Here is a 14,034-nt window from a genome sequence, read left to right as displayed (position 1 = left end):
GGGGCATATCAGAGAAGTAAGGTGAACACGAACGTAAGAGTAACCTGCAGTGTGGTTTGCCCGTTTAAGGCCATCGTAAAAAAGGGCGGTCACGCAGCAACCGCAACCGCCCTGGCGGGTTTTTAGCCCGTATTACGCATACCCGCCGCGACGCCGGCAATGGTCACCATTAACGCCTGCTCGACGCGGGCATCGGGCTCATCGCCGCGCGCTTCCTGCGCACGTGAACGGTGTAGCAGCTCAGCCTGCAGCACGTTGAGGGGATCGGTATACACGTTGCGCAGGGCAATGGATTCGGCAATCCACGGCTGATCCGCCATCAGGTGGGAATCGTTAGCGATGGTGAGTACCGCTTTAATATCCGCATCTAACTGTTCACGTAGCTGTTTACCCAGCGGCCACAGCGATTTATCCACCAGGCGCTGGTCGTAATATTCCGCCAGCCACAGGTCGGCTTTGGAGAACACCATTTCCAGCATACCGAGACGGGTGGAGAAAAACGGCCAGTCGCGGCACATCGCTTCCAGCTGATCCTGATGACCTGCCAGCATTGCCTGCTGCAGTGCAGCACCCGCACCCAGCCATGCCGGGAGCATCAGACGGTTTTGTGTCCAGGCGAAGATCCACGGGATGGCGCGCAGAGATTCCACACCGCCGGTAGGGCGGCGTTTGGCCGGGCGTGAACCCAGTGGCAGCTTGCCCAGTTCCTGCTCTGGCGTCGCTGAACGGAAGTAGGGCACGAAGTCGGGATTTTCGCGCACATAGCCCCGGTACATGGCACAGGAATCGGCGGAAAGCTGATTCATAATGCTACGCCACTCCGGTTTAGGTTCCGGTGGTGGCATCAGGTTAGCTTCCAGTATCGCACCGGTATAGAGCGACAGGCTGGCGATGGTCACTTCCGGCAGGCCGTACTTAAAGCGAATCATTTCGCCCTGCTCGGTAACGCGCAGGCCGCCTTTCAGGCTGCCTGGCGGTTGAGACAGCAGCGCAGCATGTGCCGGCGCGCCACCGCGACCAATAGTGCCGCCACGTCCGTGGAACAGCGTCAGGGAAACCCCGGCTTTCTCACAGGTTTTAATCAGCGCGTCCTGCGCCTGGTACTGTGCCCAACTGGCGGCCATCACCCCGGCATCTTTTGCTGAGTCTGAATAGCCAATCATGACCATCTGTTTGCCCTGGATAAAACCGCGATACCAGTCAATGTTAAGCAGCTTGCTCATCACGTCATTGGCATTATTCAGGTCATCAAGCGTTTCGAACAGCGGGGCGACCGGCATAGCAAAAGGAATGCCGGCTTCTTTCAGTAACAGATGCACTGCCAGCACGTCTGACGGCGTTTTGGCCATCGAAATCACATAGGCAGCGATAGAACCCTGCGGTGCTTCGGCGACGACTTTGCAGGTTTCCAGCACTTCGCGAGTTTCATCACTGGGTTCCCAGCTACGCGGCAGCAACGGGCGTTTAGAGTTCAGCTCACGGATAAGAAATGCCTGCTTGTCGGCTTCTGACCAGCTTTCATAATCTCCCAGCCCCAGATAGCGGGTAATTTCCGCAATCGCTTCGGTATGACGGGTGCTTTCCTGACGAACGTCCATACGGACCAGCGGCACACCAAAGCATTTCACCCGGCGCAGCGTATCCAGCAGCTGACCGTTGGCAATGATGCTCATGCCACACTGCTGCAGGGACTGATAGATCGCGTACAGTGGCTCCCAAAGCTGAGCGTTAGAAACCAGTAAGTCAGCAGGGCGCGGTAAACGTTCGCCTTTGAGGCGGCGCTCCAGGTAAGCCTGTGTGGTCATCAACTGGCTACGCAGACGCTTTAAAATCACCCGATATGGTTCCAGTGCTTCAGGATCGCCACTGAGATCGGCCACTTCCTGACTGCATTCAGACATCGACAGTTCTGAAATTAAGACGCCAATGTCACGCAGGAACAGGTCAGTGGCTTTCCAGCGGCTGAGCTGCATCACATGGCGGGTAATGGATGCGGTAACATTTGGGTTGCCGTCACGGTCACCGCCCATCCAGGAGGTGAACTGCACTGGCACGAAATCCACCGGCAGCTTAATGCCAAATGTCTCTTCGACCTGCTCATTCAGCTCACGTAAAAACGCAGGTACGCCTTCCCACAGGCTGTTTTCAACCACGGCAAAGCCCCATTTGGCTTCATCCACGGGCGTTGGGCGATATTTACGGATCTCATCCGTATGCCAGGCCTGAGCAACCAACTGGCGCAGGCGGCGCATAATCTGGTTACGTTCGTAATCAGAAATATCGCTGTGGTCGAGTTGTTCAAGACAGCTGTTTACCTCACCCAGTTTATGAATCAGCGTACGACGGGTGATTTCGGTAGGATGGGCGGTCAGCACCAACTCCAGTGACAGTGATTCAATCGCGGCGTGAATGGCACTTTCACTGAGATTGTTTTGTTTGAGCGTTTCAAAGGTCTTTTTCAACAGTTCGGGATGGTTTGCGCCGTCGCCGCTGCGGGAAATGGTTTGATACTGCTCCGCCACGTTAGTGAGGTTAAGGAACTGACTGAATGCACGTGCCACGGGCAATAACTCGTCGTTTGACAGGTTTTGCAGTGTGTTCAGCAACTCCTTACGATGAGTGTCATTGCCTGCACGGGATGATTTAGAGAGCTTACGGATGGTTTCCACCTGGTCCAGGATATTCTCTCCCAGCGCATCCTTGATCGTATCCCCGAGCAGTTTGCCGAGCATACTGACATTACTTCGCATTGCGGAATATTGTTCGTTCATGTGACCCTGACACCCTTATCGTCTTGATAAACCTCTATACCCGGCCTTTTCAGGCAGCACAAAAGCCAGCAACGTTGTCCTCTCGGCTCTGACCGAGGTTCTTCAGTTGCTGCCTGTCGCAAGCTGAATAAAGTGGGATGATTGCCCTGCGGGTATAACATCGTCTTTTATCTAGCCACGTAATCTTCCGTTCGTCAATTGACTTAAAGTGAAGGAAACGTGCAGCTAACTGCCGGAAATTCATGGAATTTGATGGGGGAGAAGTGGGATAAGTTATTCTTATTATTAAATCCCGCAGAATGGCGGGGCATTTTGCTGTTAATTCAGTGAAATGCCCCGATTGATGACAATTAGTGACAGAAATGCTGCACAACCTGGCTTATCAGTGCGCGTGTTGGCTTAATAAATGCGGTATCGATAAATTCATCTGGCTGATGGGCCTGATTGATCGAACCCGGGCCCAGCACCAGCGTCGGACAGAGTTGCTGAATAAAAGGCGCTTCGGTGCAGTAATTGACCACTTCCGTCTGGATACCCAGCAGTGTTTCGACGACCTTGACCAGTTTATGGTCAGCAGGGCACTCGTAGCCGGGGATCGGTGGATGCAGCTCTTCAATGGTAATCCGTCCCGGCCAGCGTTCGCTAACGGGAGCCAGTGCCTCATTTAACAGGCCCTCGAGATCGCTCAGGGTCAGTCCCGGTAGCGGTCGGATATCCATATGCAACTCGCAGCAGGCACAAATACGGTTTGCCGCATCGCCGCCGTGAATATGACCAAAGTTCATGGTTGGGTAGGGGATCGCAAAGCCATCGTGGTGATAACGTGATTTGAGCGTATTACGCAACTGCATAAGTTCGGTGATCGACTCATGCATCAGCTCAATGGCATTGACGCCGCGTCCGGGATCGCTCGAATGGCCTGATTGCCCCTGAATACGAATCGCATTAGAAATGTGGCCTTTGTGCGCCCGTACCGGCTTCAGCGAGGTCGGCTCACCAATGATGGCGCAGTCGGGACGGAGCTGTGTGGATTCTGCAAAGTATTTTGCGCCCGCCATCGTCGTTTCTTCATCTGCGGTCGCCAAAATATAGAGCGGCTTACTCAGGGTTGTCACATCCACATCACGGAGTGTGTCCAGAATAAACGCAAAGAAGCCTTTCATATCGGCGGTGCCCAGACCGTACAGCTTATTGTCGTGCTCGGTCAGGGTAAAAGGATCGCGGGTCCAGCGACCATCATCAAACGGAACCGTATCGGTATGTCCGGCAAGCAGCAGGCCGCCCGCACCGCTTCCCGTACGGGCCAGCATATTAAATTTATGACGCGTTCCCGGTACGGGCTGCACGTCCACAGTAAAACCCAGGTCGCGGAACCAGCCCGCCAGTAAATTGATTAAAGTTTCATTGCTCTGATCGAGCGCGGCATCGGTTGCGCTGATTGACGGCGTTGCGATCAACTGGCGGTATAGTTCGATAAAAGGCGGTAATTTTGTCTTCACTGTTGACGGTCCTTGAGTTAGGATGTATCAATATTCATGCATTAATAGTGAATAAAAATACATTAACGTCGTGTGCATGTGAACCTTAAATCGCTGCAAACGACATCGTGGGCAACGGGGCAAGGCCGCGACCCGGAACGTGTGACTGTAATAAAGGTATACAGCCTGATGTTGAATACGCTGATCGTTGGTGCCAGTGGTTATGCTGGCGTAGAGCTTGCCACCTTCCTTAATCGCCATCCACATATCAACATAACCGCTTTGGCGGTGTCTGCGCAAAGTCCCGATGCGGGTAAGCGCCTGTCTGATCTTCATCCACAGCTGAAAGGCGTGGTGGATTTGCCACTGCAGCCGTTGAGCAATGCCGCCGAATGGGCAGACAAAGTGGATGTGGTGTTTCTGGCGACCGCCCACGAAGTCAGTCACGATCTGGCCCCTGAATTTCTCAAAGCTGGCTGTGTGGTGTTCGATCTGTCAGGCGCGTTTCGCGTCAACGATGGCGACTTTTACACGCAGTTTTATGGCTTCACTCACCAGCATGGTGACTGGCTGGATAAAGCCGTTTACGGACTTGCAGAGTTCCAGCAGGAAAAAATCAAAGAAGCCCAACTGGTGGCCGTGCCGGGCTGCTACCCAACCGCCTCCCAGCTGGCGCTGAAGCCCGTGTTAGATGCGGGTTTGCTGAATGACGCGCAGTGGCCGGTGATTAACGCCACCAGCGGCGTGAGTGGTGCGGGACGTAAAGCCAACATCGGCACCAGCTTCTGCGAAGTCAGCCTGCAACCTTACGGTATTTTTAATCATCGTCATTATCCTGAAATTGTGGCGCACCTGGGCACACCGGTGATTTTTACGCCGCATTTGGGCAGTTTCCCGCGTGGGATTCTGGCGACGGTCACCTGCCGTTTGAAGGCTGGTGTAAGCCGTGATGATGTGGCTGAAGCTTTTCACAATGCCTACCACGATAAGCCGCTGGTACGCGTTTACGAACAGGGCGTGCCGGCACTGAAGGCAGTGGTCGGACTGCCGTACTGCGATATCGGTTTTGCCGTTCAGGGCGAACATCTGATTGTCGTGGCTGCAGAAGATAACCTGCTCAAAGGGGCGGCCTCCCAGGCGGTGCAGTGCCTTAATATTCGTTTCGGTTTCCCTGAAACGCAGTCACTGATTTAACGGACGAGTAAACCATGACCAATCCATTGATTATCAAGCTGGGCGGCGTGCTGTTAGACAGCGAAGAAGCGCTGGCCCGTTTATTTGACGCGTTGCTGGCCTATCGCTCAGCGCATCAGCGCCCACTGATCGTCGTTCACGGCGGCGGCTGCCTGGTTGATGAACTGATGAAAAAACTGGCGCTGCCAGTGCAAAAAAAGAACGGCTTACGCGTGACGCCTGCCGACCAGATTGACATCATTACCGGTGCGCTGGCGGGTACGGCAAACAAAACCCTGCTGGCATGGGCAAAAAAATATGGCATTCATGCGGTTGGCCTTTGCCTGGGTGATGCGGGCCTGGTGAATGTGACGCAGCTGGATGAAGCGCTGGGCCATGTCGGTCATGCCACACCGGGTAATCCTGCGTTGGTCAACACGCTGCTGGCTGCGGGATATATGCCTGTGGTCAGCTCAATCGGCATCACCGATGACGGCCAGTTAATGAACGTCAATGCCGATCAGGCCGCAACGGCGCTGGCATCTACGCTGGGTGCTGATTTAGTCTTGTTATCGGATGTCAGTGGCATTCTTGACGGTAAAGGCCAGCGCATTGAAGAAATGACCGCTGACAAAGCAGAGCAGCTGATTGCGCAGGGCATCATTACCGATGGCATGATTGTGAAAGTGAACGCCGCGCTGGATGCTGCGCGCACACTGGGCCGCCCGGTCGATATCGCCAGTTGGCGTCATGCCGAGCAACTGCCTGACCTTTTCAACGGTGTGTCCATTGGCACCCGGATTCTCGCTTAACGACTCAGATTCAAGGATTACGAAATGCAAACGCAAAACATCAAAAAAATCGTTCTGGCTTACTCTGGTGGTCTGGATACTTCCGCCATTATTCCATGGCTGAAAGAAAACTATGGCGGCTGTGAAGTGGTCGCGTTTGTGGCTGATATCGGTCAGGAACGTAGCGATCTGGAAGGCGTTGAGAAGAAAGCGCTGCAGTCGGGTGCATCAGAATGTCACGTTGTTGATCTGCGTGAAGAGTTTATCAGCGAGTACGTTTATCCGGTGCTGCAGACCGGTGCGCTGTATGAAGGAACTTACCTGCTGGGCACCTCAATGGCGCGTCCTATCATTGCTAAAGCGCAGGTTGAGCTGGCGCTGAAAGTGGGTGCGGACGCCCTGTGCCACGGTGCGACCGGTAAAGGCAATGACCAGGTCCGTTTTGAAACCACCTATACCGCACTGGCTCCCCAGCTGAAAGTCGTTGCGCCATGGCGTGAGTGGAACCTGCGTTCACGTGAAGCGCTGCTGGATTATCTGAAAGAGCGCAATATCCCTACCACCGCCTCGCTGGAAAAAATCTACAGCCGTGATGAAAATGCCTGGCATATTTCTACCGAAGGTGGCGTGCTGGAAAGCCCGTCTAATGCACCAAACAAAGATTGCTGGGTCTGGACCGTTGATCCACTGGAAGCCCCCGATCAGCCAGAAGACGTGACCGTGACCGTTGAAAAAGGCCGCGTAGTCGCGGTGAACGGCGAGAAACTGAGTCCGTTCCAGTGCCTGGAAAAACTGAACGTGCTGGGCGCTAAACACGGTGTGGGTCGTATTGATATCGTTGAGAACCGTCTGGTGGGCATTAAATCACGCGGCTGTTACGAAACCCCGGGCGGCACCATTATGGTTAACGCGCTGCGTGCGGTTGAACAGCTGGTTCTGGATCGTGACAGCTTTAAATGGCGTGAGCAACTGGGCCATGAAATGTCGTATGTGGTTTACGATGGTCGCTGGTTTGCACCGCTGCGTAAGTCTATTCAGGCGGCGGCAGAGTCGTTGGCAGAAGAGGTGAACGGCGAAGTGGTACTGCAACTCTACAAAGGCCAGGCTACCGCGACCCAGAAACGTTCAGCCAACAGCCTGTATTCTGAAGAGTTCGCGACCTTCGGCGAAGATGAAGTGTACGATCATCGTCATGCAGGCGGCTTTATCCGTCTGTTCTCGCTCTCTTCACGCATCCGCGCACTGAACGAGCAGAAGAAGTAATAAGCAGGCGAGGATCGCCTCGCCTCTCGGTATGACATCAGGGGCGGCTATTATGCCGCCCCTGGTTTAACGACTTGAAGGAGATTCACATGGCACTTTGGGGTGGACGCTTTACCCAGGCAGCAGATCAACGTTTCAAACAGTTCAACGACTCGCTGCGCTTTGATTATCGCCTGGCTGAGCAGGACATCATTGGCTCTGTGGCCTGGTCCAAAGCGCTGGTGACCGTCAACGTACTGACCCGTGATGAGCAGCAGCAGCTGGAAGCGGCGCTCAACGCGTTACTGGAAGAAGTACGTGCTAATCCTGAGCAAATTCTGCAAAGCGATGCCGAAGATATTCACAGCTGGGTTGAAGGCCAGTTGATCGATAAAGTCGGCGCGTTAGGCAAAAAACTGCATACCGGTCGGAGTCGTAATGACCAGGTGGCGACTGACCTGAAACTGTGGTGTAAAGAGCAGGTTGCCGCGTTATTGGGCGCTACGCGTGAACTGCAGCAGGCGCTGGTGGCCACCGCGGAAGTGAACCAGGATGCGGTGATGCCGGGCTATACGCATCTGCAGCGTGCGCAGCCGGTGACCTTTGCTCACTGGTGCCTCGCCTATGTTGAAATGCTGGCGCGCGATGAAAGCCGTTTGCAGGATACGCTAAAGCGCCTTGACGTCAGTCCGCTGGGTTGTGGCGCGCTGGCCGGAACCGCTTATGATATTGACCGTGAGCAGTTAGCTGGCTGGTTAGGCTTTGCCTCTGCCACCCGTAACAGCCTGGATACGGTGTCCGATCGCGACCATGTTCTGGAGCTGCTCTCTGATGCGTCAATCGGTATGGTACATCTGTCGCGCTTTGCGGAAGACATGATTTTCTTCAACACGGGCGAAGCTGGCTTTATCGAACTCGCGGATAAAGTCACCTCAGGTTCATCCCTGATGCCACAGAAGAAAAATCCCGATGCGCTGGAGCTGATCCGCGGCAAGTGTGGTCGTGTTCAGGGCGCATTAACCGGCATGATGATGACGCTGAAAGGTCTGCCACTTGCCTACAACAAAGACATGCAGGAAGACAAAGAAGGGCTCTTTGATGCGCTTGATACCTGGCTGGACTGCCTGCATATGTCGGTACTGGTCCTCGATGGCCTGCAGGTAAAACGTCCACGCTGCAAGGAAGCGGCAGAGCAGGGCTATGCCAACTCAACCGAACTGGCTGATTACCTGGTTGCCAAAGGCGTGCCTTTCCGTGAAGCGCACCATATTGTGGGTGAAACGGTCGTTGAGGCAATTAAGCAGGGCGTAGCACTGGAAGCACTGACGCTGGCGCAGTTGAAGCAGTTCAGCACTGCGATTGAAGACGATGTTTATCCTGTTCTGGCCCTGAAATCCTGTCTGGATAAGCGTAATGCGCAGGGTGGCGTTTCGCCCGAACAGGTTGCCCGTGCTATTGCAGAAGCCAAAACGCGTTTAGCGTAAACGGCAGGCAAAAAAAGAGCGGGCATCAAATGCCCGCCAACCTCTAGCTTCAAAAACTACTTTTATTTTAGGCACATCATCAGAACAGCGGCGCTCCCGGCCGATGCTCAGATTCGTTACGTTCACCCTCTGCCTGTTATATGAAAGCCAGATAAGGCTTTCTGTCTTTTTGCGTTTTGCAGAAGGTTTCACGCGCGTTGAAAACAGGGATAAGCACTGCCTTCAACGTTCAGAAATACATTTCCCTGGGTGGCCATGATTCTGAATTTGATGCGGGCATTATTCCCATCCGCTCTTGATAGGGCCAATCGTTGGTTGCTATTCTATCTATCGCCACGAGCTATCGTGGAATGGAGGGTAATAATGAATATCCGTGATCTTGAATATCTGGTTTCGCTTGCTGAACATCGTCATTTCCGACGTGCTGCGGATGCCTGCCATGTCAGTCAGCCCACGTTGAGCGGACAGATCCGTAAATTAGAAGACGAATTAGGTGTCATGCTGCTGGAACGCACCAGCCGCAAAGTGCTGTTTACTCAGGCTGGCCTGTTGCTGGTCGACCAGGCACGTACCGTTCTGCGTGAAGTCAAAGTGCTGAAAGAGATGGCCAGTCAGCAAGGTGAAGCGATGTCAGGGCCACTGCATATTGGGCTTATCCCCACGACCGGTCCTTATTTGCTCCCGCAAATCATTCCTATGCTGCATCAGACCTTTCCAAAGCTGGAAATGTATCTGCATGAAGCGCAAACGCAGCAGCTGCTGGCTCAACTCGACAGCGGTAAACTGGATTGCGCGATTCTGGCGCTGGTCAAAGAGAGCGAAGCCTTTATTGAAGTTCCGCTGTTTGATGAGCCGATGAAGCTGGCGGTCTATGAGGATCATCCATGGCGTGATCGTGACCGCGTACCGATGTCCGATCTGGCCGGCGAAAAACTGCTGATGCTGGAAGACGGTCACTGCCTGCGCGATCAGGCGATGGGCTTTTGCTTTGAAGCGGGCGCGGACGAAGATACGCATTTCCGTGCCACCAGTCTGGAAACATTGCGCAATATGGTCGCGGCGGGAAGCGGGATTACGCTACTGCCAGCATTAGCCGTGCCCCAGCAGCGCATTCGCGACGGTGTTTGTTACCTGCCGTGTTACAAGCCAGTACCACAACGTACTATCGCGCTGGTGTACCGTCCCGGTTCACCCCTGCGCAGTCGTTATGAACAACTGGCAGAGGCAATCCGAACGCACATGCAAGGCTATTTCGACACGACGTTAAAACAGGCGGTTTAAGCCGTTTAATGCAGCAACGCGGTAGGCTTCGGCCATAGTCGGATAGTTAAAGGTGGTATTCACAAAGTACTCAATTGTGTTGCCACCATTTTTTTGTTCCATAATCGCCTGGCCGATGTGAATGATCTCCGCCGCACGTTCCCCAAAGCAGTGAATCCCTAAGATTTCTTTGGTGTCGCGATGGAACAGAATCTTCAGGCTGCCCACATTCATCCCGACGATTTGCGCACGCGCCAGATGCTTGAACTGTGCCCGACCGACTTCGTAGGGGACTTTCATCGCGGTCAACTGCTGCTCGGTTTTACCTACAGAGCTGATTTCCGGAATGGTATAAATACCGGTCGGGATGTCTTCTATCAGATGCGCCGAGGCTTCACCTTTCATGATCGCCTGCGCGGCAATACGGCCCTGATCGTAAGCGGCTGACGCCAGGCTTGGATAACCAATCACGTCGCCCACTGCATAGATGTGCGGCTGTGCTGTCTGGTACATGCTGTTCACTTTCAGCAGGCCACGTCCGTCCGCTTCCAGACCGACATTTTCCAGCGACAGTGAGTCGGTATTACCGGTACGACCGTTCGCGTAAAGCAGGCAGTCCGCTTTCACTTTCTTGCCCGATTTAAGGTGCATGATCACGCCGTCATCAACGCCTTCAATCTTCTCAAACTCTTCGTTGTGACGAATCACCACACCGCTGTTCCAGAAGTGATAAGACAGCGAATCGGACATCTCCTGATCAAGAAACGCCAGCAACCGGTCACGGGTGTTAATCAGATCAACTTTGACATTGAGCCCACGGAAAATTGACGCATATTCGCAGCCAATCACGCCAGCGCCATAAATAATGACGTGGCCGGGTTCATGATGCAGGTTGAGAATCGAATCGGAGTCGTAAATGCGTGGATGCGTAAAGTCGACGTCATGGGGATGATAAGGGCGTGAACCGCAGGCAATAATAAATTTCTCGGCGGTCAGTTTTTCGCGTGTCCCGTCGTGATGTTCCACCTCAACAGTATTGGCATCAACAAAGTGGGCATCGCCCTGAAAAAGTTCACAGCGGTTGCGCTCATAAAAGCCCTGACGCATCGCCGTTTGCTGGCTGATCACGCTTTCTGTGTGATTGAGGATATCGGCAAAGGATGAGCGAAGCAGTCGGGTATGGTCGCTGTAGAGGGGATTCTGGTTGAATTCGATGATGCGGCTAACGGCGTGACGGAGGGCTTTTGAGGGAATGGTTCCCCAGTGAGTACAGCCGCCGCCAATGTTGTGATAGCGTTCGATAACCGCGATGCGTGCGCCTTGCTTGACCAGTCCCATCGCCGCACCTTCGCCGCCCGGTCCTGAGCCAATCACTATGACATCGTAATCGTAAGACTTTTGCATACCGATACGTCCTATTATTTATACATTTTTACAACGAGATTCTAACATCTCGCCGCGCACTTCTAAATTCTAACAGCGATTTTCATCACGTTTTGCCTTTCAGTGGTGTTTAACAAGCCGTCACAAAGTTTGCCCGACTGTACGCTGAATATTTTGTTATAGTGCTGTTTCAGAACCTCACAAGGCAGACAGAATGGGCGTCAGAGCGCAACAAAAAGAACGTACACGGCGTACACTCATCGAAGCCGCTTTCAGCCAGCTCAGCGCCGAACGCAGTTTTGCCAGCCTGAGTTTACGTGAGGTCGCCCGTGAAGCCGGTATCGCACCCACCTCTTTTTATCGGCATTTTAAAGATGTTGATGAGCTGGGTCTGACGATGGTCGACGAAAGTGGGCTGATGTTGCGCCAGCTGATGCGCCAGGCGCGCCAGCGTATCGCCAAAGGCGGCAGCATCATTAAAACCTCCATCGCGACGTTCATGGAGTTCATTGAGAATAACCCTAACGCGTTTCGTCTGCTGCTGCGTGAGCGTTCCGGAACCTCTGCTGCCTTTCGCGCGGCCGTGGCACGTGAAATTCAACATTTTATTGCTGAACTGGCTGATTATCTTGAGGTCGAAAATCGCATGCCGCGCAGTTTTACCGAAGCGCAGGCTGAAGCGATGGTCACTATCGTTTTCAGCGCGGGTGCCGAAGCGGTGGACATCGATATTGAACAGCGACGTAAGCTGGAAGATCGTTTGGTACTGCAGTTACGTATGATCGCCAAAGGCGCTTATTACTGGTATCGCCGGGAGCAAGAACGTCTGGCGGTAACCCTGGATAAACCTGAAGAGTTATGAATAAGGACCCCGACATGACCCACCCAAGCTCCCGTGATAAAGGCACGATGTTGCTGGCTTTTATTACCGGCCTTGCTATGAACGGCTCGTTCTCCGTGCTGTTTAGTGCTTTTGTCCCTTTTTCTATTTTCCCACTGATTGCGCTGGGGCTGTCGGCCTGGTGCCTGCATCAGCGCTATCTGAACAAAAGCATGCCGGATGGCGTACCAGGCCTGGCAGCCGCTTTTTTCCTGCTGGGCATTCTGGTGTATAGCGCGCTGGTCAGGGCTGAATACCCTGAAATCGGTTCTAATTTTATCCCGACCATCCTGATGGTCGGGCTGGTGTTCTGGATTGCCCTGCGTTACAAGCGCAACCGCAATCGGTAATAACGAAAACGGGAACCATCAGGTTCCCGTTTTTTTACGCTTTACGCGTCAGCAGCACGCCGCATTCCATATGATGGGTGTACGGGAACTGGTCGAACAGCGCCAGTCGTGTCACATCATGCGTTTGCGCCAGCACCAGCAGATTGTCACACAGGGTTTGCGGATTGCAGGAAATGTAGAGGATGGCGGGGTAAGCCTGCACCATCTTAACGGTTTCGTCATCCAGCCCACTGCGCGGCGGATCGACAAAGATCGTCTCGCAGTCATAGCTGTTCAGGTCGATCCCTTCCAGCCGGTTGAAGCGGCGCACCCCGTTCATCGCCTGCGTAAACTCTTCGGCCGCCATTCGAATAATCTGGACGTTATCAATCTGGTTCGCCGCAATATTATATTGTGCTGAAGCCACAGAAGGTTTGGCGATTTCCGTTGCCAGGACGCGACGAAAATTTCTGGCCAGCGCCAGCGAGAAGTTGCCATTCCCACAGTAGAGCTCCAGTAAATCCCCACGAGAACCCGTGGTGACGTCCAGTGCCCATTCCAGCATTTGAATGTTCATGGCGGCGTTGGGTTGAGTAAAGCTGTTTTCTACCTGACGATAAATCATCTCTTTACCGGCCACCGGCAAACGCTCATCCACATAATCCCGATCGAGACAGATTTTGGTCTTGGTCGCGCGGCCAATCAGCTGGACATCTATACCTTCAGCCCGTAATTGATCGCGTAATGTGCTGGCGGCCTGCTGCCACTCATCATCCAGCTTGCGATGGTAGAGCAGGGAAATCACGATTTGATCACTCATCGTGGACAGATAGTCGATCTGAAACAGCTTGTGGCGCAGCAGACGGTTATCCCGCATGGCCGCCATCATCTTTGGCATCACCAGGTTGATCAATTCACTGGCAGCAGGAAACTGATCGACGCGTATGCGCTGCTTAGTCTCCTGATCGAAGATAATGTGGTAGAGGTCATCGCCATCGTGCCAGATACGGAATTCTGCACGCATGCGGTAGTGACTGACGGGTGAACGAAACACCTCCACGGCGGGCGCAGCGTACGGCGTCATCATCGTTTCTAACCGACTGACTTTTTCCGCCAGCTGCGCGTCATACTGTTCAACAGGGAGATGTTCGGGTGTCATGTTTAATCCTGGTTAAGAGCTTACTTGCCGGGCGATTGTAGGCATTCACCTGCCGATGTCCAGTCTTGTGCGCTGGCGCAGAGA

At 53.7% G+C, this 14,034-nt stretch carries 11 protein-coding genes; 7 read left to right on the top strand and 4 right to left on the bottom strand.

What is annotated here, in order from left to right:
- Positions 1–122 precede the first annotated feature (122 nt).
- Positions 123–2,771: a phosphoenolpyruvate carboxylase gene (gene ppc, locus A6A26_RS04580; RefSeq protein ID WP_063877667.1), complete on the bottom strand. Its 2,649-nt coding sequence runs from the start codon at positions 2,769–2,771 to the stop codon at positions 123–125.
- Positions 2,772–3,121: 350 nt separating this feature from the next.
- A complete protein-coding gene (gene argE, locus A6A26_RS04575; RefSeq protein WP_063877666.1) occupies positions 3,122–4,270 on the bottom strand; it encodes an acetylornithine deacetylase in 1,149 nt (382 codons plus the stop codon).
- Between the two features lie 168 nt (positions 4,271–4,438).
- Between argE and argC the strand changes: the two genes are divergently transcribed.
- From argC to oxyR, 5 genes are all read left to right on the top strand, one after another.
- A complete protein-coding gene (gene argC, locus A6A26_RS04570) occupies positions 4,439–5,443 on the top strand; it encodes an N-acetyl-gamma-glutamyl-phosphate reductase (RefSeq protein ID WP_063877665.1) in 1,005 nt (334 codons plus the stop codon).
- A 14-nt stretch (positions 5,444–5,457) separates the two neighbouring features.
- A complete protein-coding gene (argB, locus tag A6A26_RS04565) occupies positions 5,458–6,234 on the top strand; it encodes an acetylglutamate kinase (protein WP_063877664.1) in 777 nt (258 codons plus the stop codon).
- 24 nt (positions 6,235–6,258) lie between these two features.
- A complete protein-coding gene (locus A6A26_RS04560) occupies positions 6,259–7,476 on the top strand; it encodes an argininosuccinate synthase (protein WP_063877663.1) in 1,218 nt (405 codons plus the stop codon).
- Between the two features lie 89 nt (positions 7,477–7,565).
- Positions 7,566–8,939, top strand: coding sequence for an argininosuccinate lyase (gene argH, locus A6A26_RS04555; RefSeq protein ID WP_063877662.1), 1,374 nt, complete (start codon positions 7,566–7,568; stop codon positions 8,937–8,939).
- Positions 8,940–9,302: 363 nt separating this feature from the next.
- Positions 9,303–10,220: a DNA-binding transcriptional regulator OxyR gene (gene oxyR, locus A6A26_RS04550; protein ID WP_063877661.1), complete on the top strand. Its 918-nt coding sequence runs from the start codon at positions 9,303–9,305 to the stop codon at positions 10,218–10,220.
- Here the strand turns inward: oxyR and sthA are convergent.
- Complete coding sequence (gene sthA / locus A6A26_RS04545; RefSeq protein WP_063877660.1) at positions 10,203–11,603, bottom strand: Si-specific NAD(P)(+) transhydrogenase; 1,401 nt, start codon at positions 11,601–11,603, stop codon at positions 10,203–10,205. The genes oxyR and sthA overlap by 18 nt on opposite strands.
- A gap of 193 nt (positions 11,604–11,796) precedes the next feature.
- On the opposite strand from sthA, the gene fabR reads away from it, so the two are divergent.
- Positions 11,797–12,444 (top strand): HTH-type transcriptional repressor FabR, encoded by a 648-nt coding sequence (fabR, locus tag A6A26_RS04540; protein WP_063877659.1) that lies wholly within the window; start codon positions 11,797–11,799, stop codon positions 12,442–12,444.
- A 14-nt stretch (positions 12,445–12,458) separates the two neighbouring features.
- Positions 12,459–12,812, top strand: a complete 354-nt coding sequence (locus A6A26_RS04535) for a YijD family membrane protein (RefSeq protein ID WP_063877658.1) — start codon at positions 12,459–12,461, stop codon at positions 12,810–12,812.
- 34 nt (positions 12,813–12,846) lie between these two features.
- Here A6A26_RS04535 and trmA read toward each other — a convergent pair whose 3' ends face one another.
- Positions 12,847–13,950 (bottom strand): tRNA (uridine(54)-C5)-methyltransferase TrmA, encoded by a 1,104-nt coding sequence (trmA, locus tag A6A26_RS04530; protein ID WP_063877657.1) that lies wholly within the window; start codon positions 13,948–13,950, stop codon positions 12,847–12,849.
- Positions 13,951–14,034 lie beyond the last annotated feature (84 nt).

It is taken from the genome of Pantoea sp. OXWO6B1, from assembly GCF_001641135.1.
Lineage (GTDB): Bacteria > Pseudomonadota > Gammaproteobacteria > Enterobacterales > Enterobacteriaceae > Pantoea > Pantoea allii.
The sequence above is the reverse complement of the archived record's forward strand: the minus strand, read 5'-3'. Positions and strand labels throughout refer to the sequence as shown.

Coding starts and splice junctions, on each gene's coding strand:
- argH (WP_063877662.1), top strand. CDS start 7,566: ATGGCACTTTGGGGTGGACGCTTTACCCAGGCAGCAGATCAACGTTTC.
- oxyR (WP_063877661.1), top strand. CDS start 9,303: ATGAATATCCGTGATCTTGAATATCTGGTTTCGCTTGCTGAACATCGT.
- ppc (WP_063877667.1), bottom strand. CDS start 2,771: ATGAACGAACAATATTCCGCAATGCGAAGTAATGTCAGTATGCTCGGC.
- A6A26_RS04560 (WP_063877663.1), top strand. CDS start 6,259: ATGCAAACGCAAAACATCAAAAAAATCGTTCTGGCTTACTCTGGTGGT.
- fabR (WP_063877659.1), top strand. CDS start 11,797: ATGGGCGTCAGAGCGCAACAAAAAGAACGTACACGGCGTACACTCATC.
- A6A26_RS04535 (WP_063877658.1), top strand. CDS start 12,459: ATGACCCACCCAAGCTCCCGTGATAAAGGCACGATGTTGCTGGCTTTT.
- trmA (WP_063877657.1), bottom strand. CDS start 13,950: ATGACACCCGAACATCTCCCTGTTGAACAGTATGACGCGCAGCTGGCG.
- argB (WP_063877664.1), top strand. CDS start 5,458: ATGACCAATCCATTGATTATCAAGCTGGGCGGCGTGCTGTTAGACAGC.
- argC (WP_063877665.1), top strand. CDS start 4,439: ATGTTGAATACGCTGATCGTTGGTGCCAGTGGTTATGCTGGCGTAGAG.
- sthA (WP_063877660.1), bottom strand. CDS start 11,603: ATGCAAAAGTCTTACGATTACGATGTCATAGTGATTGGCTCAGGACCG.